27 protein-coding genes are annotated in these 25270 nt (G+C 60.4%); 12 read left to right on the top strand and 15 right to left on the bottom strand.

Features of this window, described 5'->3' with window-relative positions; genetic code table 11:
• Nucleotides 1-16: 16 nt before the first annotated feature.
• A complete protein-coding gene (locus tag SIC14_RS06955; protein ID WP_412565098.1) occupies nt 17-634 on the bottom strand; it encodes a GntR family transcriptional regulator in 618 nt (205 codons plus the stop codon).
• A gap of 165 nt (nt 635-799) precedes the next feature.
• Here SIC14_RS06955 and SIC14_RS06960 point away from each other — a divergent pair, with 165 nt between their 5' ends.
• A complete protein-coding gene (locus SIC14_RS06960) occupies nt 800-1645 on the top strand; it encodes an LOG family protein (RefSeq protein WP_412565099.1) in 846 nt (281 codons plus the stop codon).
• Between the two features lie 30 nt (nt 1646-1675).
• On the opposite strand, the gene SIC14_RS06965 is transcribed toward SIC14_RS06960, so the two are convergent.
• From SIC14_RS06965 to SIC14_RS06980, 4 genes are all read right to left on the bottom strand, one after another.
• Nucleotides 1676-1891, bottom strand: a complete 216-nt coding sequence (locus tag SIC14_RS06965) for a hypothetical protein (protein WP_412565100.1) — start codon at nt 1889-1891, stop codon at nt 1676-1678.
• A gap of 246 nt (nt 1892-2137) precedes the next feature.
• Nucleotides 2138-3331: a 23S rRNA (adenine(2503)-C(2))-methyltransferase RlmN gene (gene rlmN / locus SIC14_RS06970; RefSeq protein ID WP_412565101.1), complete on the bottom strand. Its 1194-nt coding sequence runs from the start codon at nt 3329-3331 to the stop codon at nt 2138-2140.
• A 118-nt stretch (nt 3332-3449) separates the two neighbouring features.
• Nucleotides 3450-4487, bottom strand: coding sequence for a fatty acid desaturase (locus SIC14_RS06975; protein WP_412565102.1), 1038 nt, complete (start codon nt 4485-4487; stop codon nt 3450-3452).
• Nucleotides 4488-4664: 177 nt separating this feature from the next.
• On the bottom strand, nt 4665-5156 hold the full coding sequence (locus SIC14_RS06980) for an invasion associated locus B family protein (protein ID WP_412565103.1): 492 nt from the start codon (nt 5154-5156) through the stop codon (nt 4665-4667).
• Between the two features lie 215 nt (nt 5157-5371).
• Here SIC14_RS06980 and SIC14_RS06985 point away from each other — a divergent pair, with 215 nt between their 5' ends.
• On the top strand, nt 5372-6367 hold the full coding sequence (locus tag SIC14_RS06985) for an asparaginase (protein ID WP_412565104.1): 996 nt from the start codon (nt 5372-5374) through the stop codon (nt 6365-6367).
• Between the two features lie 97 nt (nt 6368-6464).
• On the opposite strand, the gene SIC14_RS06990 is transcribed toward SIC14_RS06985, so the two are convergent.
• The 4 genes from SIC14_RS06990 to gpmI all read right to left on the bottom strand — a co-directional run bounded on the left by SIC14_RS06990 (nt 6465) and on the right by gpmI (nt 11030).
• Entirely contained in the window at nt 6465-6947 is a 483-nt protein-coding gene (locus tag SIC14_RS06990) for an RNA pyrophosphohydrolase (protein WP_412565105.1), read from the bottom strand.
• A gap of 78 nt (nt 6948-7025) precedes the next feature.
• Nucleotides 7026-8360 (bottom strand): S41 family peptidase, encoded by a 1335-nt coding sequence (locus SIC14_RS06995; protein WP_412565106.1) that lies wholly within the window; start codon nt 8358-8360, stop codon nt 7026-7028.
• Nucleotides 8361-8363: 3 nt separating this feature from the next.
• Complete coding sequence (locus tag SIC14_RS07000; protein ID WP_412565107.1) at nt 8364-9503, bottom strand: murein hydrolase activator EnvC family protein; 1140 nt, start codon at nt 9501-9503, stop codon at nt 8364-8366.
• A gap of 6 nt (nt 9504-9509) precedes the next feature.
• Nucleotides 9510-11030: a 2,3-bisphosphoglycerate-independent phosphoglycerate mutase gene (gene gpmI / locus SIC14_RS07005; protein WP_412565108.1), complete on the bottom strand. Its 1521-nt coding sequence runs from the start codon at nt 11028-11030 to the stop codon at nt 9510-9512.
• A 101-nt stretch (nt 11031-11131) separates the two neighbouring features.
• On the opposite strand from gpmI, the gene SIC14_RS07010 reads away from it, so the two are divergent.
• Nucleotides 11132-11734 carry a GNAT family N-acetyltransferase gene (locus SIC14_RS07010; RefSeq protein WP_412565109.1) on the top strand — a complete coding sequence of 201 codons (603 nt, stop codon included), beginning with the start codon at nt 11132-11134 and terminating at the stop codon, nt 11732-11734.
• On the opposite strand, the gene rlmH is transcribed toward SIC14_RS07010, so the two are convergent.
• The 4 genes from rlmH to SIC14_RS07030 form a co-directional block, all read right to left on the bottom strand.
• On the bottom strand, nt 11722-12192 hold the full coding sequence (gene rlmH / locus SIC14_RS07015; RefSeq protein ID WP_412565110.1) for a 23S rRNA (pseudouridine(1915)-N(3))-methyltransferase RlmH: 471 nt from the start codon (nt 12190-12192) through the stop codon (nt 11722-11724). The genes SIC14_RS07010 and rlmH overlap by 13 nt on opposite strands.
• The gene (gene rsfS, locus SIC14_RS07020; protein ID WP_412565111.1) at nt 12192-12554 is read right to left on the bottom strand and encodes a ribosome silencing factor; all 363 of its coding nucleotides are present in this window, start codon (nt 12552-12554) and stop codon (nt 12192-12194) included. The genes rlmH and rsfS overlap by 1 nt, the downstream gene beginning before the upstream one ends.
• A 291-nt stretch (nt 12555-12845) precedes the next feature.
• Nucleotides 12846-14210 carry a mechanosensitive ion channel family protein gene (locus SIC14_RS07025; RefSeq protein ID WP_412565112.1) on the bottom strand — a complete coding sequence of 455 codons (1365 nt, stop codon included), beginning with the start codon at nt 14208-14210 and terminating at the stop codon, nt 12846-12848.
• Between the two features lie 58 nt (nt 14211-14268).
• Entirely contained in the window at nt 14269-14787 is a 519-nt protein-coding gene (locus tag SIC14_RS07030; RefSeq protein ID WP_412565113.1) for a hypothetical protein, read from the bottom strand.
• A 72-nt stretch (nt 14788-14859) separates the two neighbouring features.
• Between SIC14_RS07030 and SIC14_RS07035 the strand changes: the two genes are divergently transcribed.
• The 5 genes from SIC14_RS07035 (at nt 14860) to leuD (ending at nt 18643) form a co-directional block, all read left to right on the top strand.
• On the top strand, nt 14860-15384 hold the full coding sequence (locus tag SIC14_RS07035) for a hypothetical protein (protein WP_412565114.1): 525 nt from the start codon (nt 14860-14862) through the stop codon (nt 15382-15384).
• Entirely contained in the window at nt 15384-15596 is a 213-nt protein-coding gene (locus tag SIC14_RS07040) for a helix-turn-helix domain-containing protein (protein ID WP_412565115.1), read from the top strand. The genes SIC14_RS07035 and SIC14_RS07040 overlap by 1 nt, the downstream gene beginning before the upstream one ends.
• A gap of 51 nt (nt 15597-15647) precedes the next feature.
• Nucleotides 15648-16391, top strand: coding sequence for a sulfite exporter TauE/SafE family protein (locus tag SIC14_RS07045; protein WP_412565116.1), 744 nt, complete (start codon nt 15648-15650; stop codon nt 16389-16391).
• A gap of 224 nt (nt 16392-16615) precedes the next feature.
• The gene (leuC, locus tag SIC14_RS07050; protein WP_412565117.1) at nt 16616-18025 is read left to right on the top strand and encodes a 3-isopropylmalate dehydratase large subunit; all 1410 of its coding nucleotides are present in this window, start codon (nt 16616-16618) and stop codon (nt 18023-18025) included.
• Nucleotides 18026-18037: 12 nt separating this feature from the next.
• Nucleotides 18038-18643, top strand: a complete 606-nt coding sequence (gene leuD / locus SIC14_RS07055) for a 3-isopropylmalate dehydratase small subunit (RefSeq protein WP_412565118.1) — start codon at nt 18038-18040, stop codon at nt 18641-18643.
• A gap of 112 nt (nt 18644-18755) precedes the next feature.
• On the opposite strand, the gene SIC14_RS07060 is transcribed toward leuD, so the two are convergent.
• The gene (locus SIC14_RS07060; RefSeq protein WP_412565119.1) at nt 18756-20045 is read right to left on the bottom strand and encodes a glycosyltransferase family 4 protein; all 1290 of its coding nucleotides are present in this window, start codon (nt 20043-20045) and stop codon (nt 18756-18758) included.
• Nucleotides 20046-20332: 287 nt separating this feature from the next.
• Between SIC14_RS07060 and SIC14_RS07065 the strand changes: the two genes are divergently transcribed.
• Together SIC14_RS07065 and SIC14_RS07070 are read left to right on the top strand one after the other, a co-directional pair.
• On the top strand, nt 20333-21163 hold the full coding sequence (locus SIC14_RS07065) for a hypothetical protein (RefSeq protein WP_412565120.1): 831 nt from the start codon (nt 20333-20335) through the stop codon (nt 21161-21163).
• A 113-nt stretch (nt 21164-21276) separates the two neighbouring features.
• Complete coding sequence (locus SIC14_RS07070; protein WP_412565121.1) at nt 21277-22146, top strand: endonuclease/exonuclease/phosphatase family protein; 870 nt, start codon at nt 21277-21279, stop codon at nt 22144-22146.
• Here SIC14_RS07070 and SIC14_RS07075 read toward each other — a convergent pair whose 3' ends face one another.
• Entirely contained in the window at nt 22147-23034 is an 888-nt protein-coding gene (locus SIC14_RS07075; RefSeq protein ID WP_412565122.1) for an epimerase, read from the bottom strand.
• Between the two features lie 100 nt (nt 23035-23134).
• Here SIC14_RS07075 and SIC14_RS07080 point away from each other — a divergent pair, with 100 nt between their 5' ends.
• Together SIC14_RS07080 and leuB are read left to right on the top strand one after the other, a co-directional pair.
• Nucleotides 23135-24028 (top strand): LysR family transcriptional regulator, encoded by an 894-nt coding sequence (locus tag SIC14_RS07080; RefSeq protein ID WP_412565123.1) that lies wholly within the window; start codon nt 23135-23137, stop codon nt 24026-24028.
• A gap of 57 nt (nt 24029-24085) precedes the next feature.
• Complete coding sequence (gene leuB, locus SIC14_RS07085; RefSeq protein WP_412565124.1) at nt 24086-25189, top strand: 3-isopropylmalate dehydrogenase; 1104 nt, start codon at nt 24086-24088, stop codon at nt 25187-25189.
• The last annotated feature ends 81 nt before the right edge of the window (nt 25190-25270 follow it).

Genomic DNA, 25270 nt, shown 5'->3' on the forward strand with positions numbered 1-25270 from the left:
CTATAATTTTCGGAGCTTAACGCAGGGAGATCCGGTCTGCCTTGCGCAGATGGCGCCGCAGCAGTTCGCAGGCGCCGGTCACATCGCGTCGCCGCAGCAGGGTGAGAATCGCCGCGTGGTCCCGATCTTCGCGCTGCACCCAACCGCTTTTCCAGTTCGCCAACAGATGCCGGGCCGAGGCGATATGCAGATCGTTGATCGTCGCCAGCAGTCTTGGCATGTGGCAGGGCGTCAGAATGGCGCGGTGAAAGGCGCGGTTGCGGGCCTCCCATGTGGGCAGGTCTTCGGCAGCGTCACAGGCTTTGCGGGCCTCCTCGGCGCGATGCAGATCGGCGCTGGTCATCTGCATGCCAGCATGTTGCAACGCCAGCACCTCAAGCGCGGCACGCATCTCGGTGACTTCGCGCAACTCCGCGGTGTCCAATTCACTGACACGGGTGCCGCGCCGGGGCAGGCTGACGGCCAGACCATGGGCTTCCAGCTTCAGGAACGCCTCCCGCACCGGCACGTGGCTGGTGTCGAACGCTTTGGCAATGTGATCCTGGCGCAGTTTTTCACCGGGTGGCAGGGTGCCCCGGATGATCTGATCGGCAAGACTGTCGTAAATGCGGTCGGCGATGGTGCTGTTGCTCATAGATTATCTATAATTTTGCACAGCCGGGGCGGCAAGATGCGAAGTGACACGGAACCGCGGAAATTCCCCGTCAGAAACAGGTCACTCTGGCGTGAGACTTGCTGGCCACCCCCGCGCCGCCGCGCTAGGTTTTACAGATAGAAAAGAGAATAAGGATTTCCGAGCATGAAAGACGACCGTCGCAGCCCGTTTCGTGACGCCCACACCGACCGCGAGACCGCCCATGAGGTGCCGGACACGCCGCAAACCCGTGCGCCGTCCTATGCCCTGGCCTTCAGCGATGAGGATTTCCTGTGCCGCGAAGAATTGCGCCCGGTGCGGTTGCAGTTGGAGCTGCTGAAACCGCAGATGTTGATGGATGAATATGGCGTCGATAGCACCGTGGTGCTGTTTGGTGGGGCCCGTATTCCCCGTCCCGAAAACAAGGATCAAGCGCGGACCCAAACGCTGTCGGATCTGTCGAAATACTATGATGAAGCGCGTGAATTTGCGCGGCTGGTGACCCTGCGTGGCAAGGAAACCGATGGTCATGACTATGTGGTCTGCACCGGTGGTGGCCCCGGTGTCATGGAGGCCGGCAATCTGGGGGCGCAGGACGCCGATGGGGTGTCTATCGGGCTCAATATCGTATTGCCGCATGAGCAGGCGCCGAACGAATTTGTCACCCCGGATCTGTGTTTCAACTTCCACTACTTCGCGATCCGCAAGATGCATTTCCTGATGCGGGCGCGGGTGGTCACGGCCTTCCCCGGTGGGTTTGGCACCTTGGATGAGCTGTTTGAGGCGTTGACGCTTATTCAGACCGGCCGCATGGAGCGGGTGCCGTTCCTGCTGTTCGGCGAAGCCTTCTGGCGTTCGATCATCAACTGGGAAGCGCTGTCCGAGGCGGGCACCATCTCGGCCGAGGATCTGGAGCTGTTCCGATTTGTCGAAACCGCTGAAGAGGCCATGGCGGCCATCGACGATTGGGAGGGCGCAGGCACCAAACGGGACATAATCCCGGGCCGCTGACGGCGAAAACGTTGCTGAAAACGCTTCAAATCAGTGCAGCAGCTCCTGCGGGACTTCGCAGATTTCCTCGTGGGAGCTGAGGTTCTCGATCATTTCACCGTGGTCGGTGTTCACAACGGCATAGCCGTAGCCAAACAGACGGTGTTTCCATTCCCGGACCGAAACCGACTTCTTCCGCTCTTCGCGGATCAGTTCCATAACCGCTACGGTTTCCAGGGCATTTGATTCATAAGCACTCGCAAACATGACGTGATCTCCAACAAATGAGTTCATAATGCTCATTAGATCGCAGGGTCATGTGGCCGCATATGTGCCGAAATGGGTCAATTGTGTGAAAATTTGACAGGAATACCCCCTTTTGGAGGGCGATTGTTTCGAATTCCCGGCTAGGCAGAGCGGGCGAGAATCAGGATACTCAGACCATCAAGACCGCCGGGAACCGGTTCGATCCCTGCGGCCTTCTTTCCAAAAAAGACAATTGTGACGGGCGAATCACTCGCCCATGCCGGCTTCGGCTTCGATCTGTTTGCGCGACTTGCGGGCGCGTTCTGTGGCCGATTTCAACTGACCACAGGCTGCCATGATGTCATCACCACGGGTTTTGCGGATCGGGCTGGCGTAGCCGGCCTTGTAGATGATGTCAGCAAAGGCGCGGATGCGGTTGTTCGACGAACATTGGTAGGGTGAGCCGGGCCATTCGTTGAACGGGATCAGGTTGATCTTGGCCGGAATGTTGTGGCGCTTGATGTGATCGATCAGACGATGGGCGTCCTCGTCGCTGTCATTCACACCATCCAGCATCACATATTCAAAGGTGATCCGTTCCGAGTTGGACACCTTGGGGTAAGCGGCCAGAGATTGCAGTAGTTCCTCGATTTTCCAGCGTTTGTTGATCGGCACCAGCACATCCCGGACCTCATCGGTGGTCGCATGGAAGCTGATCGCCAGCAAGCAGCCGATCTCTTTGGCGGTTTTGGCAATTTCCGGCACAACGCCAGAGGTCGACAGGGTGATGCGGCGGCGGGACAGGCTGATGCCTTCGCCGTCCATCGCAATTTTCATCGCGTCACGCACATTGTCGAAGTTGTAGAGCGGTTCACCCATGCCCATCAGCACGATGTTGGACAACAGGCGCGGGCCAGCATCGCCAGTGCCGACACCGGGCTCGGGCCATTCTTCCAGATCATCACGGGCCATCATGATCTGGCCCACGATTTCGCCAGCGGTCAGGTTACGCACCAGTTTCTGCGTACCGGTGTGGCAGAAAGAACAGGTCAGCGTGCAGCCGACCTGCGACGACACACACAGCGTGCCACGGCCTTCTTCGGGGATATAGACCACCTCAACCTCGTGGCCGCCGGCGATCCGTACCAGATACTTGCGGGTGCCATCGGTCGACACAAGTTTGCTGACCACCTCGGGCACTTCGATGACGAAATTCTCGGCCAGTTTGGCGCGGTAGGCCTTGGCGAGGTTGGTCATCTCGGCAAAGTCGCGCACGCCCCACTGATAGACCCACTGCCAGATCTGGTTGACCCGCATCTTGGCCTGTTTTTCAGGGGTGCCGATCTCGATCAACGCTTCGCGCAAACCAGCGCGGGTCAGTCCGACGATGTTCTTCGGACCCTCCGGCAGTTTGCGGGGAAAGGTTTTCACATCCTGAGTAATCGGTGCAGTGGCCGTCATATCGCGCTTCCTAGATGGGATGAACGCGGGTCATACAGGATTCGGATAGATTTGCCAAAGCCTATATCGGATAGGCTTTGGCTGCGCATGGCGGCTATGCGTTGGCCGGTTTGGGCCTTTAGCCGTAAAGCTGACGCGCCTGGGCAAAGCTCAGCAGGCGTTGCGATTTGTCATCCCAGAGATGCAGCCGCGCATTGACCAAGCTTTCGCGGATGTTCATCCGGTTGATCTTGGCCAGTTCTGCGTGATCCTTCAGTACCTCAGGCAGGCGGTAGAAAGGAATGCGGCTGTAGACATGGTGCACATGGTGGATGCCGATGTTGGCGCTGAACCACTGCAGCACCTTCGGCAGCACGTAGTAGGACGACCCATGCAGCGCGGCGTGATGCAGCTGCCAGTCGGTGTCTGGCGCCCATTGGGTGCATTCGAACTGGTGCTGCACATAGAACAGCCACATGCCCGCGGTGGCGGCAATCAGGATCGAGGGCAGGGCGATCAGCAGCAGCGGGGCCAGGCCGCCAAAGTACCAGATCACCCCGAACAGCACGACAATCGACAGGTTGGTGGTCATCGCAGACGCCCAATAGCGGCCCTGTTTCATCAGGCCGATCGGCAGACGGTTCTGCAGGAAGAACAGGTAGCTAGGGCCAAAGCCGAACAGCACAAACGGGTTGCGGTACAGGCGGTACTGCAACTTGCCGAGTTTTGACAGGCCGCGATACTCTTCTACCGTCATGGTGTGGATGTCACCCATCCCGCGCTTATCCAGATTGCCTGCCGTGCCGTGGTGTGCCGCGTGGGTGCGGCGCCAGACGTCATAAGGCGTCAGGGTCAGTACCCCAATAATGCGGCCGGTCCAGTCGCTCAGGTGGCGGCTCTTGAACAAAGCACCGTGGCCGCAGTCATGCTGGATGGCAAAGAGACGCAGCAGGAACAACGCATTTGCAGCGCCCAGAACAAAGGCCAGCAGGTAGCTCACCGACATGGCCCACCAGGCCAGCGCCCAGATGCCGATAAACGGCACCAGCGTGATCGCGACCTCGGTCAGGCTGCGGCCGGTGTTGGGTTCACGGTATTTGGCGAGGGTTTTGACCCAGTTCTGGGCCTTCATCTGTGGCTTGGGTTCGACGGGTACGTGCGAAGCGTCTTTGGGCATACGGATTTTGGTCTTTCTTAGGTCCGGACCCAGATAGCTGACTGGGGCAATCAAGCAAGACAAATCTTGCGGATGCCGCATAAATGACACCCGATCCGCCGATCCGGACGCCGTAACAAAGAAAAAGGCCCACGAAGCGGGGCCTTAGACGTGTATCAAAAATCTAGATTTCAGTTCTTACTTGCAGCGGGCCTGCGCTTCCTCGATGGCGGCGGTGAAGCCCGACAAAGAGAAGGTGTCCTTGGTGGTGGTCCGGCTGCGTTTTGACAGGCCGGTGACAACCGCGGTGCGGCCCCGTTTCATTGCGGTGATGATCTTGGCGTCATCTGCGGGCGAGTCGGTCCAGGCCCATTCCCCTTCGGTAAAGAGGTTAAAGACGGTGCCATCCACATCGATGGTCACCGGCGCGTCATCGGCAAAACCATAGCCGCCTGTAAAGGTCAGCTGACCCTCCAGGCCCGCGCCAGGGCGGTAGAACGCCATCAGCAGGATGTCGCTGCGGTTCACCGATACAATACGGCCTTCGCGGGTGTTGACGGTTTCCTTGGGGGCCGCTACGGCCCAGCATTCGCGCGGGTCGTTGTCTTCAAAAACGCTCCAAGCGGTTTTGGTGGCGACTTGGTTGGTGCTGTCCTGTGCCTGCGCAACGCCTGCAACAGACAGAGCCATAACCGCCCCGATCAGGGTGCTTGCTATACGGGATACCATGTGATCCAGCCTCCAGCTGTCCTTGCCTCAAATCTGCCGGCCCTCTCCTTCACCTTGTGCTGGTGTTTTATCGCGGAAACGGGCACTTCTTGCTCAACATATAAACAATAGCGCAAAAGCCACCAGCAACGAAAGGGTGATTGGCGGTTTTTCGCAGAAGAATAGGAGGGTTCCTCATGGTGGCACCAGTGCCAATGGTCGAAATCTTGCGTGGCGACTTCCTGGAGAGCGTGCACAGCGGTCATGCCGTGGTCTGTCGCGCGGATGGTGAGATTGTCGAGGCCTGGGGCGATCCCCATGCTGTGGTCCTGCCGCGGTCCTCCTCCAAAATGCTGCAGGCGCTGCCGCTGGTCGAAAGCGGCGTGGCGGACGCCCGGGGGCTGACTGGTGAACATCTGGCGCTGGCCTGTGCCTCGCACAACGGCGCGCCAATCCATGTGGAGAAGGTTAACGCCTGGCTGAAAGACATCGGCTGCGGCGATGATGATTTCCGCTGCGGCCCGCAGGAAAGCCGTGACGACGCGCTGCGCCTGGAGATGATCCGCGCCCACCAAGAGCCCTGCCGTGTTCATAACAACTGTTCAGGCAAACACGCGGGCTTCCTCACGTTGAGCCAGCACTTGGGCGGCGGCGCCGAATATTGCCAGATCGATCATCCGGTGCAGCAAGCCTGCCTCTCGGCATTTGAAGAAGTCACCGGAGATACCAGCCCCGGCTTTGGCATTGACGGCTGTTCTGCCCCGAACCACGCGGTAACCCTGCATGGTATGGCCCGCGCGATGGCGTTTTTTGCCGCGGCTGAGGAAGGAGGCGACACCCGTCAGGATGCGGCGGCGCGGCTGCGCAATGCGATGATGACCTATCCTGAGCTGGTTGCCGGTGAGGGCCGTGCCTGCACCGAGTTGATGCGCGCCTGTGGCGGACGTGTGGCCCTGAAAACTGGGGCCGAGGCGTTTTTCATTGCGATCATCCCAGAGAAAAAGCTGGGTGTGGCGCTGAAGATTGCGGACGGGACTACCCGCGGCGCCGAAGCGGCCATTGCAGCGGTTCTGGTGAAGCTTGGGGTGTTGGACCCGGCGCATCCGGCGGCGCAGAAATTCATGACGCCGAAGATCCGCAATTGGGACGGTCTTGTCACCGGTGCAATCCGCCCGGCAGAGATCCTGCGTTAAGCGCTGCGGCTTGCCTGCGCCTCCGGCGGGAGTATTTGCGGATCATTGAAAAGGGCGGCGCCGGGGAGGGGCCGCCCTTGTTGTTTTCGTGTCGGGATCAAAGCTTGTCGGCGAAGGCCGCAACAACCTTGGCGTAGACCGCGCGCTTGAAGGGCACGATATTGGTAACCAGTTCGTCTGCCGGCAGCCAGCGCCATTCGGAAAACTCGGGGTGGTCAGTTGCGATGTTCACATCGTTGTCAGTGCCGGAGAAGCGGATCAGATACCATTTCTGTTCCTGCCCGCGATAGCGGCCTTTCCAGATTTTCGGCACCAGATCATGGGGCAGATCGTAGGGCAGCCAGCCGTCGGTTTCGGCGATGATTTCGGCCTTGTCTTTGGTCACGCCGGTTTCTTCCCACAGTTCGCGCAGGGCCGCGTCACGGGGATCTTCACCATCATCAACTCCGCCCTGAGGCATCTGCCAGGCCGCGGCGTCATTGTCCAAACGCTGGCCCACAAACACATGGTTGTCGGCGTTGATCAGCATCACCCCGACACAGGGGCGGTAGGGCAGTTTGGCGATCTCTTCGGGGGTCATGGCAGCACTTCTTGTGGGCAGGGGACATGGAAAAGCCCCCGGCGCGATGCCGGGGGCCAGAGCCTCAAACGAGGCGGATCAGTTTTTCGGACCCAAGGCCATCAGACCTTTCAGAAGGTCCACAGCATAGGCCAGCTGATAGTCGTCTTCGCGCAGCTTGGCCGCTTCTTCGGCGGCGGCACGTTCGTCTTCGATCTGTTTGATCTCATCCTCGCTGAGCGAGTCGTTGGAGAGTGAGCCGCGCAGATCGGCCTCGGTCCGGTTCTGACGGGCCTCTTCCTCTTCGCCTTCAGCTTCGGGATTGCGGCGTGGCTGTTCAACGATGATATCCGGCGACACGCCCAGGTTCTGGATCGAACGGCCCGATGGCGTGTAATAGCGCGAGGTGGTCAGGCGCATTGCACCGTTGCCACGCAGCGGCATCACGGTCTGCACCGAACCTTTGCCGAAGCTTTTGGTGCCGACAACAATCGCGCGACGGTGATCCTGCAACGCACCGGCAACAATTTCAGAGGCCGAGGCCGAGCCGCCGTTGATCAGGACCACAATCGGTTTGCCGTTAGACAGATCACCTTCGGTGGCGTTGAAACGTTCACCTTCGGCGGCGTTGCGGCCGCGGGTCGAGACAATCTCACCGCTGTTGAGGAAGGCATCAGACACGCGGATCGCCTGGGTCAGCAATCCGCCCGGGTTGTTGCGCAGGTCCAGAACAATGCCGTTCACATTGTCCATGCCGCCCAGATCATCGGCAGCCTTTTCCAAGCCGTCTTTCAGGTTCGGGAAGGTCTGATCGTTGAAGGTGGTCACCCGCAGCACCACGGTGTTGCCCTCGGTACGGGTGCGCACGGCGGTCAGCTTGATGGTGTCGCGAATAATCGAAATCTCAAACGGCTCGGGTTCACCTTCGCGCACCACGGTGATCAGGGTTTCGCTGCCCACCGGACCGCGCATCAGCTCCACCGCTTCGTCCAATGTCAGGCCCAGCAGGGTTTCGCCGTCCACATGGGTGATGAAGTCGCCTGCCTCAACGCCTGCATCGCTGGCCGGGGTGCCATCGATCGGGGAGACCACTTTGACGAAGCCTTCTTCCTGGGTGACCTCAATGCCAAGGCCGCCAAATTCACCACGGGTCTGCACCCGCATGTCGGCGGCATCATCCGGCGACAGGTAGCCTGAATGCGGATCAAGCGAGGTCAGCATGCCGTTGATGGCGGCCTCGATCAGGTCCTTTTCGTCAACCTCTTCGACATATTGGGCGCGGATGCGTTCGAAAATATCGCCAAACAGATCCAGCTGTTCATAGACGTTGGTCTGCTGCGTGTTTTCCTGCGCGACCAGCGGGCCTGCGATCTGTGTGGTGGCAATAACCCCGGCAAGGGTGCCGCCAAGGGCTGCCATGACAAATTTCTTCATTGATTAATTATCCTTCCCCGTTGCGAACCACGCGTCCGGGTCCACCGGGGCGTTGTCTTCTCTCACTTCTATATAGAGCGTTTCTGACGCCTCAGTTCCAGCCCCCTCACCAGCCTGTGACAAAATCGTGCCGATTTCCGCGTCTTTGCCCCCCATAAGCCCAACCGGAGAGCCCGAGGGCAGCACCTGTCCGGCTTGACCGTAGACCACATCTAGCCCCGCCAGCACCAAGAGCAATCCGGCCTGCGGTTCCAGAATCACCACATTGCCGAAATCGAGGAGCGGCCCAAGATACCGGATCGTTGCCGCCGTTGGGGTCGAGACCAGCGCGCGTGGGCGGGTGGCCAGGATCAACCCGGGGCGTTTGATGCCGGCTGCGTCCGCTTCTCCGGCGCGGCGCAGGACGGTGCCTTGCACCGGCAGGGGCAGTTTGCCTTTGCGATGGCTGATGTCCGGCAGCGAGCCATCCACCTCCCCCTCGGCAATTTCGCTGAGGCCGGAGGCAAAGCCTTCCAGCGTTTCGGTAGAAGCAATCAGGATCGCGGTTTTCACCGGATCCTCGGTAAAACGTTTGGGCAGATTGGTGCGGTCCGAGATGGCCTGACTGAGCGAGGTGCGCGCCTGTTGAACGCCTTCCAGTCCACGTTCCAAGGTGTCGACAGCGTTTTCCTGTAGGGCGCGCAGCATGGCAACCTCTTCCAGCTTCAGGCGCAGCGCCTGTGCCTGATCGGTCAAGGCGGGGGTCACATGGGCCAGCAACATGCCGGAACGTGCCGTGCCAGTGGGGCCATCGGGATGCAGTGCCAACACCGGATCGGGCGTGGCAGCGATGGATTGCAGCACACCAAGCAGCTGCGAAATCTCGGTTTCACGGGCCTGCAACTCGCGGGTCAGCTGTGCCTCACGCAGTGACACACGGCGCAGCCCTTCGCGCATGGCTTCCAGCCCGTCTTCATAGGCGCGCAGGGTTTCCGACAGGGCTTTCACCCGATCCCGCGCCTTTTCTGCCCCGGCGAGTGTCTGTGCCGCCTGATCCAGCCGCGCCGCTGCGGCCTCAGCCAGAGCAGCAGGGTCGCTCTCGGCCTGCGTGACCGAGCACAGCCCAAACATCAGGGCAAGGGAGAGCGCGAGCGGGCGCAGCATCTGCTGTTATGCCTCCAACAGGCTTTGACCGGTCATCTCTGCTGGTTGGTCCAGCCCCATCAGCTGCAACAGCGTCGGCGCCAGATCGGCCAGACGTCCATTGCGCAGCCGCGCGCCCTCGGGCCCGCCAATCAACGCCACCGGCACCGGGTTGATGGTATGGGCCGTATGCGGTCCGCCGGTTTCGGGATCCACCATCGTTTCGCAATTGCCGTGATCGGCAGTAACGATCATCGCGCCACCGGCCTTTTCCAGCGCCTCGACCACTGCGATCAGCCCCTGATCCACCGCTTCGCAGGCCTTGATCGCGGCGTCCAGATCGCCGGTATGGCCCACCATATCGGGGTTGGCGTAGTTGGTGACGATCAGATCATAGCCCTCTTCAATGGCGCGGACAAAGTTCTCGGTCACCTCTGGCGCGCTCATTTCAGGCTGCAGATCATAGGTGGCGACCTTGGGTGAGGGCGCCATGTAACGGTCTTCGCCCTCCTCGGGATCTTCTTTGCCACCGTTCAGGAAGAAGGTGACATGGGGATACTTTTCGGTCTCTGCCAGACGGAACTGGCGTTTGCCCTGCTGCGCTACCCATGCGCCAAGCGTGTTCACGATGTCCCGCGGCGGGAACACGGTGGAAAGATAGCCGTTGTGGCCTTCGGAATATTCGACCATGCCCAGTAGAGCGGCCCAATCCGGGCGCGGCGCGATGTCAAACTCGGTAAAACCCGGCTCGCCAATGGCGCGCAGAATTTCCCGCGCTCGGTCAGCCCGGAAGTTGAGGCAGAAAAAACCGTCGCCGTCTTTGGCACCTTCGTAATCGGCAATAACCGTTGCCGTGACAAACTCATCGCTGGCATCGTTGTTGTAAGAGGTTTCCACGGCTTCTAGCGCAGTGGCCGCCGCCGCGCCCTTGCCCTGAACCATCGCGTCATAAGCCGTCGAAACCCGTTCCCAACGGTTGTCGCGGTCCATCGCATAGTAACGGCCGGTGACCGTGGCGATGTGGGCGTTGTCGGGCAATGCCGCCTCCAGTGCCGCCAGATAGGTCAGGGCAGATTTCGGCGCCACATCCCGTCCGTCGGTCACCGCATGCAGGGCAACCGGCACGCCAGCTTCGGCAACAGCCTTCACCGCTGCAATGATATGGGTCAGGTGGCCGTGCACCCCGCCGTCAGACACCAGCCCCATCAGATGCGCCGTGCCGCCCGAGGCCTTCAATGTGTCGATAAAGCTGACCAGCGCGGCCTCCTGCTGGAACGTGCCTTCTTCGATCGACAGGTCGATTTGGCCCAGATCCATCGCCACCACCCGGCCCGCGCCGATGTTGGTGTGTCCCACTTCCGAATTGCCCATCTGTCCACGGGGCAGTCCCACATCCGGTCCATGGGTGATCAGCTCTGCCGAGGGGCAGGTCGCCATGATCTTGTCAAACCCGGGGGTGTTGGCCAGCACCGGTGCATTGGCACCATTTTCGGCACGTTTGCCCCAGCCATCGAGGATGCACAAAACAACGGGTTTGGGGGTGGTCATACTGTCTCTCCGCTCTGCTCTCTTGCCTTCTAGCGCAGCCGGCGGCAGGGGGGAACCTCTTGTGCAGCGGGTTGTGTGGGCATGTGCAGGATTTAAGCGCGTTGTCCGATCTCTTGACCTATGCGATGCGGATGTGCTGTGCAGAGGAAATGGAACTTATCACCCCTCGCACCTTCATCCGGCGGCGCAGCATCGGCGATGCCAGCGCCCTCAGTGCCTATTATCTGCGCAACGCTGAACATTTGGCCCCTTGGGAACCCGAACGCCCCACCGGCTATCACCGCCAACTGGAATGGCTGCGCCGGATCGAGGCCGATGGCACGGATGCGGTGCATCTGGTGGCGCGCCGGCAGGATGCCCCACAGGAGATTGCCGCGATCTGCAGCTTCACCGGTATTGCCCGAGGGGTGTTTCAGGCCTGCCATATGGGCCTGTCGATTGATGCCGCCCATCAGGGTACCGGGCTGATGGCAGAGATGGCAGAGGCCAGCATCCAGCATATGTTCCAGGCTGAAGGGCTGCACCGGGTCATGGCCAGTCACCTGCCCGAAAACCACCGCAGCGCCACCCTGTTACAACGTCTCGGCTTCAGCCGCGAAGGCTATGCCCGCAAGTATTTGAAAATCGCAGGCAGTTGGCGTGATCATGTGCTGACCGCCCGCTTGGCCGAGGATGCAGGTCCGGACCGCGATCACACCCGGTGATACGGGCTGCCCGCCTGGATCGATGCTGCACGGTAAAGCTGTTCGCTCAACATCACCCGCACCAGCATGTGAGGCCAGACCATCTTGCCAAAGGAAATGGCAAAATCCGCCTTGGCCCGCAGGGAGGGGTCAATCCCGTCGGCGCCCCCGATCACAATCGCCAGATCTTGCCGCCCGTTGTCGCGCCATTCGCCCAGCTTGTCGGAAAACTGCGGCGAAGACAGCACCTTGCCGCGCTCATCCATGACACAGAGCAAGGCACCTTTCGGGATCACCCGCTCCAGCAGCGCCGCCTCTGCGGCCATGCCGCCACCTTTCTTGTCCTCAACCTCATGGAAGGACAAAGGGCCGAGGCCATGCGCCCGGCCCGTTCGGTCAAAACGGCTGGTATAGTCATCGATCAAGGCGCGTTCCGGGCCGGTGCGCAACCGGCCCACGGCGCAGATATGGACCCGCATCAGACGCTCTCAGGAGAGAGGCCGTCCTTCCACATCTTTTCGATCTGGTAAAACTCGCGCACTTCAGGGCGGAACACATGCACGATGATGTCGCCCGTGTCGATCAGCACCCAGTCGCCGGTCGCTTTGCCTTCGACACGCGACAGACGGCCGATGTCTTGTTTCAGGCGGTCCACCAGTTTTTCGGAGATGGCCGAAACCTGCCGGGACGAGGTGCCCGAGCAGACTACCATAAAGTCACCGATCGAGGATTTGCCGCGCAAGTCGATCTGCTCGATATCCTCGGCCTTGTCAGACTCGAGAGAGGACAGAATACGCTCCAGCAGTTCTTCGCTGGTCACATCACTGGAGGCGCCACTCATCGGCGCGCCCGTTTGGTTGTTGAGAGACAGGACATAGTCCTCCTTCTTGCAAACGCCGTTCAAAGTCCCGGCGCCGGACAGATTCAGATTAGCACCGCATATGTGAAATCTCAATCTTGCCTTCAACCCGCAAAACGCCTCGAACAGGTCAAATGAGCGCCTGCGGCGCGCTTTCTTGTCTGAATTGCCTTCGGCGAGGATATTTGCGCCAATGAGAAGGCGGCTTTCTTTTTGGCCAAAATATCCCGGGGTTTGGGGCAGCGCCCCAAGTCGGTGTCTCCACGGGTGCTGTCAGTCCTCTGGCGCGCGCAGCATTGTGACTTCGCGCTGGGGGAAGGGGATCGAGATGTCGTGGCTCTGGAACGCGTCCCAAAGTGCCAGATAGACATTGCCGCGGATATTGGTCAGCCCGCCAGTGGGATCCTCGATCCAGAAGCGCAGCACATAGTCCACCGAACTGTCGCCAAAGCCGATGATATGGCAGACGGGGGGCTTTTTTCTGAGCACACGGTCAACACTGAGCGCGGCCTCAATGGCGATCCGTCTGACCAGATGTGGATCGTCGTGATAGGCGGTGCCGAAGTGGATATCGAGGCGCACGAAGTCGTTGGAATGGGACCAGTTGACCACCTGACCGGTGATCAGGTCCTCATTCGGGATCAGGTATTCCTTGCCATCGCGGGTGACGACGCTGACATAGCGCGCACCGAGCGCTTCGATCCAGCCGAAGGTTGACCCGAGGGAGATCACGTCACCGGGTTTGATCGACTTGTCCAGCAGGATGATCACGCCGCTGACCAGATTGGAGACCACTTTTTGCAGGCCAAAGCCAAGGCCGAGGCCGATCGCGCCCGACAGGAAGGCCAGGCCAGTGAGGTCCACCCCAACAGCGCGCAGCCCGATGAAGAACGCCGCCGAGTAGAGCGCCAGTTGCAGCAGCTTGCCCAGCAGCACCTGCATGGACGGTGAAATCTCGACATTGCGTTTGATGCTGTCGGTGCTGGCTTTGGTGACAAACCGCGCGGTGGCAAACAAAACGCCGAGGATTGCCGCGCCTTGGACGATCAGCCAGAGCGACAGGTGCATCTCTCCGATGTCCAGGGCAGCGCTGTCCAGCAGCAGCTGGGTTTCCTCGGTCAGGTTAAGGATCGACAGGGTGACCCAGATCCAGCCAGCATAACGCACAATGGCGCGCAGGAATTTGTTGGCGATAAGCCGGGTAAGCACCGCAATGATCAGCCAGGCAAGGGTGAGCTGCGCTATGATCGCCAGCATGTAGCTGCGGCTGGGCCAGGTGACTTCGCGCATGATCCAGACCGTTGGCCAGATCAGGGCGGCAAAGAGGATTAGGTTCAGCCGTTTGTGCAGGATCACCAGCAGGCGCATCCGCCAGGTTGGCAGGCCGGTCAGCGTACGCATCCAGTCGTGCAGCCGTGGGGCCAGCAGACGGGTCAGCAGGTAGGTTGCCAGAACCAGCCCCAGGGCAATCGCCACCTGATAGGCGTTCCAGGGCCGCAGCAGCCCGGTAAGAAACCGTTCGAAGTCCGATGCCAGTTCTAACGCCACATCCTGCGCCACCTCCTGCGCAGCGGCGGGCGGGGTGTCAGCGGCGGCTTCGGCGGTTTGGTCTAAAGTTGTGCTGCTCTCTTCGTCCATAGGCTCCCTCTGTGCCTATTGGTGCACAGAAGGCGGCCTCGGGCAACAGCCTGCGCCGTCAAAGCCCGTTGCAAGGGTCCAATGTCTCACCCGCTCCGATTTGTTGCATCATGTCAGCAACAGTGAGCCCGGTGAGGAAGGGGCGGAACTGCGCGCCGCCGTCGAAGCTGAGGCGGACGGCAATCTCCCCTTGCGGATCGGGCGTGCCGGTCAGGCTGCAACCCGCAATGCTGATTGACAGAGTGCCTTCGGTGCCGTCTGGATCCTCAGCTTTCCAGATCCCAATCTCGCGTTGCAGGGTTTCCAGCCTGATCACGTCTTCAGGGCTGAGCCGCCAGATGTCGCCATGTTGATCCAGCTGCACCGTGGCGCTTTTCTCTTGCCCGTCACGGGTGGCGCCAAAATACATCTCCATTCCGCCGGTCGGGATCGCAATATCGGGAGGCAATGTGACCTGGGCGGCAAGGTCGGCGGGATCGCTGGTCAGCGGGTCCAATTGGCTGAGCCTGGCGGCGGTCAGCGGGTTGATCGACCCGCAAGCCGTTAGAAAGAGGAGGGCGGGGAATGTTGGTTTCATGGAATTCTCCATTTATTCGCGTAAAATTTAATGTAAAACGATAAATGTTTACTGATTTGCTTGGAGTCAACCATGACAACGCGAAATCTATCTTTACTACTTCTCTGGGGCTGTCGTCTGGCCATCGCGGGCTTTCTGGCCACGATGCTGATCGGCGCCTGGGTCAGTTATGAAAACCCTGAGGTGCTGGTTTTGGCGCGGGGGGATGTGCCTATTCTGGGGGATCTGTCGCTCTGGGCCTGGCTGGGCAGCGTTTTGGTGGCGGCTGCGGTCATGGCGGTGGCGATCTATGTGCTGTTGCAGGCGCATCAGCTGTTTGACATCTACCGCGCTGGCGATCTGCTGAGCGTCGCCGCGGCCACGCAGATTTCGCGGATTGGCAGGGGGACCTTGTTGATGGCAATTGCCTCGGTCCTTGCCCATCCGGTTCTGACGGTGCTTTTGACCTCAGCGAACCCGGTGGGGCAAAGGGCGGTCTCTGTGGCGCTGTCCAGCAACGATGCCAGCCTCTTGTTGCTGGCGGGTTTGTTGACCGTTATCGGCCGCGCCTTGCGGGAAGCAGCGGCGGTTGCGGCCGAAAACAAGGCCTTTGTCTGATGGAGATTGTGGTGCGTCTGGATGTGATGCTGGCCCTGCGAAAAATGAAATCGCGGGAACTGGCAGAGCGGATCGGGATTTCCGAACAAAACCTCTCGCTTTTGAAATCGGGCAAGGTCAAAGGCGTGCGGTTTGAGACTCTGGCGCGGATCTGTGAAGTGTTGCAATGCCAGCCGGGGGATCTGTTAGAGGCTGTGCCCCTATCCGAATGAGTAGTGCCAGCGCCATTGCAACGCGGGGGATCTGTCTATAACCGTCTGGCCATGCTTCATATTCTTCTGATCCTCGCAGCTGGCTTCGGCGCTGGCATCATCAACGCGCTTGCTGGTGGCGGCACGTTTCTGACCTTTCCGGCGCTGGTGATGATCGGCATTCCGCCGGTGGCGGCCAATGCCACCTCAGCGGTGGCGGTGTTTCCCGGCTACCTGTCGGCGGCGCTGGGCTTCAAGCGCGAGATTGGAGAATTGCCACGGGCGGCCTTGTTGCGCGCCTGTGTGGTGACATTGGTTGGGGGCCTCATCGGGGGCCTGTTGCTGCTGGTCTCTTCAAATGAGGTCTTTGCGGTTCTCGTGCCCTTCTTGTTGCTGGCGGCGACGCTGGCCTTTGCCTTTCAGGCGCAGATCCAGAACTGGATGCGCGGCACCGCGCTGAAGGCCACGCCCTACGGCACCTTCGGTCTGATGGCGGTGTCGATCTATGGCGGCTACTTCAACGGTGGTCTGGGGATTGTCCTCTTGGCGCTGTTTGCGCTCTGGGGGATGGAGAGCCTGAACCAGATGAACGGGCTGAAAAACGCCCTGTCGTTTGTGATTTCAGCCATCTCAGTGGCGACCTTTGCAGTGGCGGGAATTGTGCATTGGAATGAGGCGCTGATCATGGCGGCGGCGGCCATTGCTGGGGGATTCGCCGGGGCCCATCTGGCCAAGATCCTGCCCAAATCCGTGGTGCGCGGCTTTATCATCCTGATCGGATTGGGCATGTCTGCGGTGTTTTTCGCCCGTATTTGACCCAGACGCAGGCGCGCCGTGCCTTGCGGAAAATTGCCTCTCGGTGTAGGAGGGGCGCAATGAAACGTATTTTCGATATCGACGACCGCAGCTTTCTGCCCTGGCGGTTCTTTGGCGCCAAGCGCGCCGTGCTCGCCTGCCTATAAGGCTGGGTGCCTGCCCTCGTGGCGGGCCTTTGTCGTTTCATCACCCCTACATCCAAAGACAATCCACGGGAGAGGACCATGACCGCCCCGAAGACACTCTATGATAAAATCTGGGACGCCCACGTCGCACACGAAGCGGACGACGGCACCTGCCTGCTCTACATCGACCGCCATCTGGTCCACGAAGTGACCTCGCCGCAGGCCTTCGAAGGTCTGCGTATGGCAGGCCGCAAAGTGCATGCGCCGGAGAAAACCATCGCGGTGCCGGACCACAACGTGCCGACCACTGCTGGCCGTGAAGATCCGGCGCAGATGACCGAAGAAAGCCGTATTCAGGTTTCCGCTCTGGACAAAAACGCCAAGGAATTTGGTGTGCATTACTACCCGGTGTCTGACGTACGTCAGGGCATCGTGCACATTGTTGGCCCTGAAAACGGCTGGACCCTGCCGGGCATGACCGTTGTGTGCGGTGACAGCCACACCGCGACCCATGGCGCCTTTGGTTCGCTGGCGCATGGCATTGGCACCTCCGAGGTGGAACACGTGCTGGCCACCCAGACGCTGATCCAGAAGAAGTCCAAGAACATGAAGGTGGAAATCACCGGCAAGCTGAAGCCGGGTGTGACTGCCAAGGACATCACCCTGGCGGTGATCGGGGAAACCGGCACCGGCGGCGGTACCGGCTACGTGATCGAATATTGTGGTGAAGCCATCCGCGATCTGTCGATGGAAGGCCGCATGACCGTCTGCAACATGGCTATCGAAGGTGGCGCACGTGCCGGCCTGATCGCTCCTGACCAGACCACCTACGACTATTGCCGTGGCCGCGCCCACGCGCCGAAAGGCGTTGCATGGGAACAGGCACTGGAATACTGGAAAACACTCTTCACCGACGAAGGCGCGCATTTCGACAAGGTTGTCACCCTGCGCGGCGAAGACATCGAACCGGTTGTAACCTGGGGCACCAGCCCTGAGGACGTTCTGCCGATCACCGGTGTGGTTCCGGCGCCGGAAGACTTTGAAGGCGGCAAGATCGAAGCGGCCCGCCGTTCGATCGAATACATGGGCCTGACCCCCGGTCAGAAACTGTCGGACATCGAGATCGACACCGTGTTCATCGGCTCCTGCACCAACGGTCGGATCGAAGATCTGCGCGCCGTGGCCGAAGTGGTCAAAGGCAAGAAGATCAAAGAAGGCATGCGTGCCATGATCGTTCCGGGCTCGGGTCTGGTGCGGGCACAAGCCGAAGAAGAAGGTCTGGCCGAGATCTTTGAAGAGGCCGGTTTCGAATGGCGTCTGGCGGGTTGCTCGATGTGTCTGGCGATGAACCCCGACCAGCTGTCCGAGAACGAGCGCTGTGCCTCTACCTCGAACCGCAACTTCGAAGGGCGTCAGGGCTACAAGGGCCGCACCCATCTGGTGTCCCCCGGCATGGCCGCCGCCGCTGCCCTCACCGGCAAGCTGACCGACGTTCGCGAGCTGATGTAAGGAGCCAGCACCATGGAAAAGTTTGAAAAACTGCAAGGTATCGCCGCGCCAATGCCGCTGGTGAATATCGACACCGATATGATCATCCCCAAGGTGTTCCTGAAGTCGATCCAGCGGACCGGCTTTGGCAAGAACCTGTTTGATGAGATGCGCTACAACCGCGACGGCACTGAAATCGCAGATTTCGTGCTGAACAAACCGCAGTATCGGGACGCGGAAATCCTGATCGCGGGTGACAACTTCGGCTGTGGCTCGTCGCGGGAACACGCGCCTTGGGCAATTGCGGATTTTGGCATCAAATGTGTGGTCTCGACCTCCTTCGCGGACATCTTCTTCAACAACTGCTTCAAGAACGGCATCCTGCCGATTGTCTTGCCGCAGGAGCAGGTGGATGTGCTGATGGCTGACGCGGAAAAAGGCGCTAACGCGCGGATGACCGTTGATCTGGAAGCCCAGGAAATCACCACCTCGGATGGCGAAACCATCGCGTTTGAAGTGGATGCGTTCAAGAAGCACTGCTTGCTGAACGGCCTCGATGACATCGGCCTGACCATGGAGAAGGCGGAGTCGATCAAGACTTACGAAGCCCAGATGTCGGCGCAACGCCCCTGGGTCTAAATCCAGATCTGGATAAGATGATGCAAGCCCCCGCCGGAAACGGTGGGGGCTTTGCTTTTGGGGCTGTCGTGCCGCCTCCGACGGGCAGCTTTGCGGCAGGCTGAAAGGGGGATCACGCGTAGTCGTTAAACGGGGTCAGGGGCTGGCCGTTCAAAACGGCCTCATAAATCCGGGCCGTATAGGCGGCTTTGGCGGACCAGCTGTAGGCCGTATGAGCCTGCTCGCATCCAGCGGCGGCAAGGGTGGCGTGGTGTTCGGGCGCCTCGATGCAGGCCTCCATCGCGCGGCGGTTGCTGTCCACCAGCCCGTCCATCGCAGACAGCGGCAGCGCAACGCCACGGCCATGATCAACCAAGGCGCCAGGCGCACCGTAATCGGTGACGATCAGAAGGGCGCCGCAGGCCTGGGCCTCGACCACCACACCAGCCCCCAGCTCGCGGATCGACGGGAAAACAAGGGCATCGGCGCGCCGCATCGCCTCGGCCACTTCGGTCTGGGTTTTGCGCCCGTCAAAGTGGACGCGATCTTCCGCCCCGTGTTCGACCACAATCTGGCGCAGGCGCGCCTCTTCCGGACCGTTGCCAATGATCCGCATCCGGTGCGGGCGCAGTTTTTCCGAGGTCACAAAGGCGCGTACGGCAGCTTCGGGCACCTTGTAAGGCACCAGACGTCCGGCAAAGAGGAACTCAAACGGGCAGTCCCCGGAAAACGGAGCTTGGCGGCCATTGGCGTGGAAAATTTCGGGATCGATGCCAACTTCGGGGAAGGGAATGATCCGCGCCGGATCCGCCAGCCCAAGGTCGTCTATCGTGTGCTGGAACCCTGCCAGCAGACAATCGGCGCGTTTCTGGGTCCGCCGCGCATAGGGTAGGAACTTGTAGAGATCGCGCAGCGACCGCGCCTTTTCCTTCTCGCGCTTCTGCTCACCAGCAAAGGCCGCAGGCCAGTCGAGGTTGCCGTTCAGAGGGCCGATCACAAAGGGCAATTCACCCTTTCCGACCATTGCACTGGGCAGGGTCGGTGACATGGGGGTGATGCGGTGGATCAGATCAAAATCGCCCGCCTTTACCTCGGACTTCCACCGGTGCCAGGCCTGTTTTTCAAAGGCCACATACGGCGGGTAGGACAGGATCATATTGGTGGACCAGGCCACCTCGTCGCCGCCGCGCACCCAGGTGGCAAAGCGGTGCATGGGGGCCGCCAACCATTCGGTATCGATATAATCGACCGGTGCCCCCAGATCACCTGCCGCCTCGATATTGTTGCGGTTGCGTACATGGGTCACCACCTGCACATCGGCAACCTGCGCCAAAGCCCGGGCATATTTGTAGCCCACGATCGGCAGCGAAGGCCAATCGGGATTGCACTGTTCGGCAAGGATCAAAACGCGGCGTTTGGGCATCGGGCACTCGGGACTACGGGATGTCTGCTTGTACCGTGGTCGAAGGCTGGGCGCATACAACATCTGGTATCCGGCACGCGACGGGCTGATCGATTGATGCAATCGCGCACCACTTCGCCTGCCAAGCCCGCGAAATCACGGGTCTTTTGCAGGCGCCGGGTTGAGCCGGACAGGCAAACAAGGCAGAATTAGGGCAAGAATGAGGCAGCGTGTCCGCAAGGGACACACAGAGTTGGACAACGGATGTGGCAGCGTATCACATCTGGCCAATTTGAAGGGATCGGGTTGTGATCGAACGTGTGGCAGGCGCGGGGTTCCGGGCATTATGGGTGGCACTTCTGGTGGCCATCCCGTTTTTGCTGTTGCCTGCGGGGCTTGGCGATGCAACCGCTCTGATTGTTCTGGTCGCCTTTCTGGCCGGCGTGATGACCTTCCTTGAATATAGCACGGATTACCCCTCGGTTCTGGAGTTCCGCGACGCGGCGCCTTTCAACCGTCTGCGGTTTGGCGCTGTCTTTGCTGTTGTGCTGGTGCTGGGGCTGATGCTGCGGGTAGAGCTTTACCCGTCCCAACTGGGGTTGATCCTGCATGGGTTGGCAAAGGTGCTGGGGCAATGGACGGATGTGCCTTATTCGCCTGTGCGATTGGCTTTGCTGGCCCTGCCCGCAGATGCACACCCTGCGCTGGTGGCCCATGTGCGCATGGCTGCTGCGGTGGCTTATGTTCTGGCCGGGACAACGGTGCTGCTGTTCCTCTTGGTGATCCGGTTCACCGCCTGGCCGATGCGCGGCGGGGCGTTCAACGTCTGGGTCAATCTGCCGATGTTCGATCCGACCAAAGGCGACGTGCTGGTGCGGCTGCAACGGGATGCCCGCATTAACGTCATGTTAGGCTTTATCCTGCCATTCTTGATTCCAGCGGTGCTGAAGGGGCTGTCGGGTTGGATTGATCTGGCGGTGCTGGGCAATCCGCATGTCTTGATCTGGGCGATGATGGTATGGGCTTGCCTGCCGGCAAACATGATGATGCGCGGAATCGCCATCGGTCGCGTGGCCGAGATGATTGGCGAAAAGCGGCGGCGCGCCTATGCAGAGGCCAAATTGGTCGAATCTGCCTAATATTTGCCCTTCTGATACTGGCCTGCCTGTTCTGTGCAGGTCCCGCTGCAGCGGAGACGCTTCGTTTTGCCTCTTTCAACACTGGTCTGGCCCGGAAAGGTCCGGGGCTACTGTTGCGCGACATCCTCGGGCAGAGTGATGATACTGAGGTCATTGCCCGAACCATTGCCGCGGCTCAGGCAGATGTGATTGCCCTGCAAGATGTGGATTATGATCACGGGCTGCAGGCCTTGAAGGCGCTGCGGGACCGGATTTCCGATGCGGGCTGGGACTATCCATACCTGTTTGCATTGCGTCCCAATACCGGTTGGCAAACCGGTTTGGATCTGGACGGGGATGGCCGCCGTGGACGGGGGCGCGATGCGCAGGGGTACGGGCGTTTTGCGGGACAGGGCGGGATGGCACTGCTGTCGCGCTGGCCGATTGAGGCCGCTGGCGTTCGCGATTTTTCACCGCTTTTGTGGGCCGATCTGCCCGGGGCCGAGGGGGCCTCGCGCGCTGACGTTCTGCCGCCGCACTTGCACCAAGTGCAACGGCTCAGCACGGTTGGACATTGGGCCGTGCCGGTGCAAACCCGATGGGGCACTGTTCACATCCTCACCTTCCATGCAACACCCCCGGTGTTTGACGGGCCGGAAGACCGTAACGGTTATCGCAACGCGGATGAGCTGCGGCTGTGGCTGCGCTATTTGAATGGTGCGTTTGGCGCCCCGCCGGACAGGTTTGTGCTGCTGGGCGATATGAACAATGATCCGCACCTTGGTGAAGGACATAAACCGCCGCTGCTGGGATTGCTGACCCATCCGCAACTGCAGGATCCCTTTGCCGGTAAAGCGGCGGCAACCGTGGCGTGGAAAGGTTTACCTGCCATGCGGGTTGACTATGCGCTGCCGTCGCGGGCGTTTGAGGTTGTCAATCAGGGGGTGATGGCGACCGAGGCGAGCCGCCATCATCTGGTCTGGGTTGATGTGAAACCGCCGTAATCAGGCTGGCAGTGGCACCGTTGGTAGCGCAAGATGCGCTGTCGCCTGACGTAGGGCCGCCTCCACCGGTGTCGCCGGAAAGTTAGGCAGGGCGGTTTCGAAATCTGTGGGCTCCAACCGGTGCGGCAGGTTCCAGAGGTAGCGCATCTCGAATAGGTGTTTCATCACCGGCATGAACGGGCGCATCAGATGCAGCGGCGCCCAGGACATTTGCCGAACCTCAACCGGATGGCCAAGGGCATGCGCCAGGGCTTGGCGCAGCTCGTGGCCGGTAATCGTGTATCCGGGGAAACCTATGTCTGCGAAAGATGCCAGTTCGGAGCGGTTCTCTGCCAAACCCACAGCGGCGCGGGCAAGGTCGGGCAGAAAGGCCCAGGAATGCGGCACATCGGTGCGACCGGGATAGGTCAATATGCCTTTGCTCAGCTTCGGGGCCATGATCTTGTCGAACCAATTGCCGGAAGCCTCGGTATCGACGAAATCGCCGGCCCGCAGCACAATGGTCCGAACACCTTCGCGGCGGTAGGTGGCCTCCATCTCAATCCGGATGCGGCCCAGCGGATTTGTTGCCCGGTGAGGTGTCTGTGCCGTCCAGCCAAAAGGCGCATCAGGGCCGTAGACATAAACATTGCCGGGGAGGATGACGGTGGCGTTGTTGGCCAAAGCGGCGCGGCGCACCTCTGCATGCAGGCCAGGCACCAAACGGGCCCAGTCCTGATATTCAGGGTTCCAGCCCGCGACGATCACATCCGCCCCGTCTGCGGCCTCGCTCAGATCGTCGCGGGCCCGGTCAAACCGGCGCACCTGCCATCCGGCGTTGGCAAAAGCGGTGGCGGCGTGGCGGCCAAAACGCCCCGTGGGGCCAAGGATTAACACAGTCTGGGTCATCTGGGGCTCCTGATTTGAAGTCTGGTGTCTGACCCCAAGATAGCTCCAACAGAGAATAACCAATATTGCCTAAGTCTCTATCTTATGTATTCATCAGTGAATGGATGGCTTGACCCAAATTGACTGGACGCTGGTGCGCAATTTCCTGGCGGTGGCGGAGACCGGCTCTCTCTCTGCGGCGGCGCGGCGGTTGCATGTCAGCCAGCCAACCCTGGGGCGGCAGATGAAACAGATGGAGGCCGATCTGGGTGTCACCCTGTTTCTGCGCCAACCGCGCGGATTGTCCCTGTCGGAGGCCGGCCAGGCAATGTTGCCCGCTGCCCGCCGCATGCAGGAAGCCATGAGCGAAATTGCCATGACCGTGGCGGGGCGGGACACGGAAACCGCAGGCACGGTGCGGATCACCGCAAGCGAGGTTGTGGCGCAGCAAATCTTGCCGGGGGTCATCGCCCAGATCCGGGCGCAACACCCTGAGATTGCTATCGATCTGACGGCAACCGACAGCAGTGACAATCTGTTGTTTCGCGAAGCCGACATCGCGATCCGGATGTACCGGCCGGAACAATTGGAAATTGTGACCCGCAAGCTTGGCGATATGCAGCTGGCGGTCTGCGCCGCCACCACCTATCTGGAAACCCATCCCCGCCCCGAAACGCCCGAAGACCTGATGCGCCATGCGCTGGTCGGCTATGATGAAAGCGAGCTGATCCTGCGCGGCATGCGTGACCTCGGCTGGCCCGCGACACGGGACTGGTTTGCCACCCGGTGCGACAGTCAAAACACCTATTGGGAACTGATCAAAGCGGGCTGCGGTGTCGGCTTTGGTCAGCGTTGGCTGATCGACCAGACACCGGGTGTGGAGAGACTGGATTTGGGTCTGGAAATACCCGCTTTGCCGGTCTGGCTGGCCACACCGCAGGCTTTGCGCAACATTCCCCGTATTTCCACGGTTTGGCAGGCGCTTGAGACCGGTCTGAGGCCCTTCATTTCTTGACCATTTCCGCCCCAGAGGGTAGGCGTTTTCAGAATTCGAAAACCGAGGAAAACCATTATGACCAACCCTTCGCTTCTCATCCTGCCCGGTGACGGCATTGGCCCCGAAGTCATGGCGGAAGTGCGCAAGATTATCGACTGGTTCGGTGCAAAACGCGATCTCGCCTTTGATGTCAGCGAAGGCCTGGTGGGCGGTGCGTCCTACGATGCCCACGGCACCCCGCTGACCGATGAAACCATGGCCCACGCACAGGAAGTGGATGCGGTTCTGCTGGGCGCTGTTGGCGGCCCGAAGTACGACGAACTGGACTTCTCGGTGAAGCCCGAGCGTGGGTTGCTGCGCCTGCGCAAGGAAATGGACCTCTACTCGAACCTGCGTCCGGCACAGTGTTTTGACGCGTTGGCCGATTTCTCGTCTTTGAAGAAAGACGTTGTTGCGGGTCTCGACATCATGATCGTGCGCGAGCTGACTTCGGGCATCTACTTTGGTGAGCCGCGCGGCATCATCGAAGAGGGCAACGAACGTGTGGGCATCAACACCCAGCGCTACACCGAGTCCGAGATTGACCGTGTGGCCCGTTCGGCGTTCGAGTTGGCGATGCGTCGCGGCAAAAAACTCTGCTCGATGGAAAAAGCCAACGTGATGGAATCCGGCATTCTGTGGCGTGAAGTTGTGACCGAGGTGGCAAAAGACTACCCCGAGGTCGAGCTGTCGCACATGTATGCCGACGCCGGTGCAATGCAGCTGTGCCGCTGGCCCAAACAGTTCGACGTGATTGTGACCGACAACCTGTTCGGCGACCTGTTGTCGGATGCGGCGGCAATGCTAACCGGTTCGCTGGGCATGCTGCCCTCGGCCAGCCTCGGCGCACCGATGGCCAATGGTCGCCCGAAAGCGCTGTATGAGCCGGTTCACGGTTCGGCACCGGATATCGCCGGTGAAGGCAAGGCCAACCCGATCGCTTGTATCCTCAGCTTCTCGATGGCGCTGCGCTACTCGTTCGATCAGGGCGCCGAAGCCGATCGTCTGGAAGCCGCAGTTGAGCAGGTCCTGGCCGATGGTGTCCGTACCGCAGATCTGCTGGGTGAAGAAGGTGTGACCCCGGTCAGCACCTCCGGCATGGGCGACGCGGTTGTCGCAGCACTGGACGCCAGCCTCTAAGCTGCGCCGCAGGTAAACTATTGGCTCGCCTCGGTTCTCCGGGGTGGGCTTTTTGTTGCGAAAATGTCTGGACGATTGTCT

The sequence above is a fragment of the Thalassobius sp. MITS945101 genome (genome assembly GCF_047123305.1).
In the GTDB taxonomy this organism is placed as follows: domain Bacteria; phylum Pseudomonadota; class Alphaproteobacteria; order Rhodobacterales; family Rhodobacteraceae; genus Thalassobius.

What these genes read in the sequence shown, in the direction of transcription:
- SIC14_RS07035 (WP_412565114.1), top strand. Translation starts at nt 14,860, where the DNA reads ATGACAACGCGAAATCTATCTTTACTACTTCTCTGGGGCTGTCGTCTG.
- leuB (WP_412565124.1), top strand. Translation starts at nt 24,086, where the DNA reads ATGACCAACCCTTCGCTTCTCATCCTGCCCGGTGACGGCATTGGCCCC.
- SIC14_RS06960 (WP_412565099.1), top strand. Translation starts at nt 800, where the DNA reads ATGAAAGACGACCGTCGCAGCCCGTTTCGTGACGCCCACACCGACCGC.
- SIC14_RS06995 (WP_412565106.1), bottom strand. Translation starts at nt 8,360, where the DNA reads ATGAAGAAATTTGTCATGGCAGCCCTTGGCGGCACCCTTGCCGGGGTT.
- leuC (WP_412565117.1), top strand. Translation starts at nt 16,616, where the DNA reads ATGACCGCCCCGAAGACACTCTATGATAAAATCTGGGACGCCCACGTC.
- SIC14_RS06965 (WP_412565100.1), bottom strand. Translation starts at nt 1,891, where the DNA reads ATGTTTGCGAGTGCTTATGAATCAAATGCCCTGGAAACCGTAGCGGTT.
- gpmI (WP_412565108.1), bottom strand. Translation starts at nt 11,030, where the DNA reads ATGACCACCCCCAAACCCGTTGTTTTGTGCATCCTCGATGGCTGGGGC.
- SIC14_RS07045 (WP_412565116.1), top strand. Translation starts at nt 15,648, where the DNA reads ATGCTTCATATTCTTCTGATCCTCGCAGCTGGCTTCGGCGCTGGCATC.
- SIC14_RS07025 (WP_412565112.1), bottom strand. Translation starts at nt 14,210, where the DNA reads ATGGACGAAGAGAGCAGCACAACTTTAGACCAAACCGCCGAAGCCGCC.
- SIC14_RS07040 (WP_412565115.1), top strand. Translation starts at nt 15,384, where the DNA reads ATGGAGATTGTGGTGCGTCTGGATGTGATGCTGGCCCTGCGAAAAATG.
- SIC14_RS06990 (WP_412565105.1), bottom strand. Translation starts at nt 6,947, where the DNA reads ATGACCCCCGAAGAGATCGCCAAACTGCCCTACCGCCCCTGTGTCGGG.
- rlmH (WP_412565110.1), bottom strand. Translation starts at nt 12,192, where the DNA reads ATGCGGGTCCATATCTGCGCCGTGGGCCGGTTGCGCACCGGCCCGGAA.
- SIC14_RS06980 (WP_412565103.1), bottom strand. Translation starts at nt 5,156, where the DNA reads ATGGCTCTGTCTGTTGCAGGCGTTGCGCAGGCACAGGACAGCACCAAC.
- rlmN (WP_412565101.1), bottom strand. Translation starts at nt 3,331, where the DNA reads ATGACGGCCACTGCACCGATTACTCAGGATGTGAAAACCTTTCCCCGC.
- SIC14_RS07075 (WP_412565122.1), bottom strand. Translation starts at nt 23,034, where the DNA reads ATGACCCAGACTGTGTTAATCCTTGGCCCCACGGGGCGTTTTGGCCGC.
- SIC14_RS07030 (WP_412565113.1), bottom strand. Translation starts at nt 14,787, where the DNA reads ATGAAACCAACATTCCCCGCCCTCCTCTTTCTAACGGCTTGCGGGTCG.
- SIC14_RS07060 (WP_412565119.1), bottom strand. Translation starts at nt 20,045, where the DNA reads ATGCCCAAACGCCGCGTTTTGATCCTTGCCGAACAGTGCAATCCCGAT.
- SIC14_RS06955 (WP_412565098.1), bottom strand. Translation starts at nt 634, where the DNA reads ATGAGCAACAGCACCATCGCCGACCGCATTTACGACAGTCTTGCCGAT.
- SIC14_RS06975 (WP_412565102.1), bottom strand. Translation starts at nt 4,487, where the DNA reads ATGCCCAAAGACGCTTCGCACGTACCCGTCGAACCCAAGCCACAGATG.
- SIC14_RS07080 (WP_412565123.1), top strand. Translation starts at nt 23,135, where the DNA reads ATGGATGGCTTGACCCAAATTGACTGGACGCTGGTGCGCAATTTCCTG.
- leuD (WP_412565118.1), top strand. Translation starts at nt 18,038, where the DNA reads ATGGAAAAGTTTGAAAAACTGCAAGGTATCGCCGCGCCAATGCCGCTG.
- rsfS (WP_412565111.1), bottom strand. Translation starts at nt 12,554, where the DNA reads ATGAGTGGCGCCTCCAGTGATGTGACCAGCGAAGAACTGCTGGAGCGT.
- SIC14_RS06985 (WP_412565104.1), top strand. Translation starts at nt 5,372, where the DNA reads ATGGTGGCACCAGTGCCAATGGTCGAAATCTTGCGTGGCGACTTCCTG.
- SIC14_RS07000 (WP_412565107.1), bottom strand. Translation starts at nt 9,503, where the DNA reads ATGCTGCGCCCGCTCGCGCTCTCCCTTGCCCTGATGTTTGGGCTGTGC.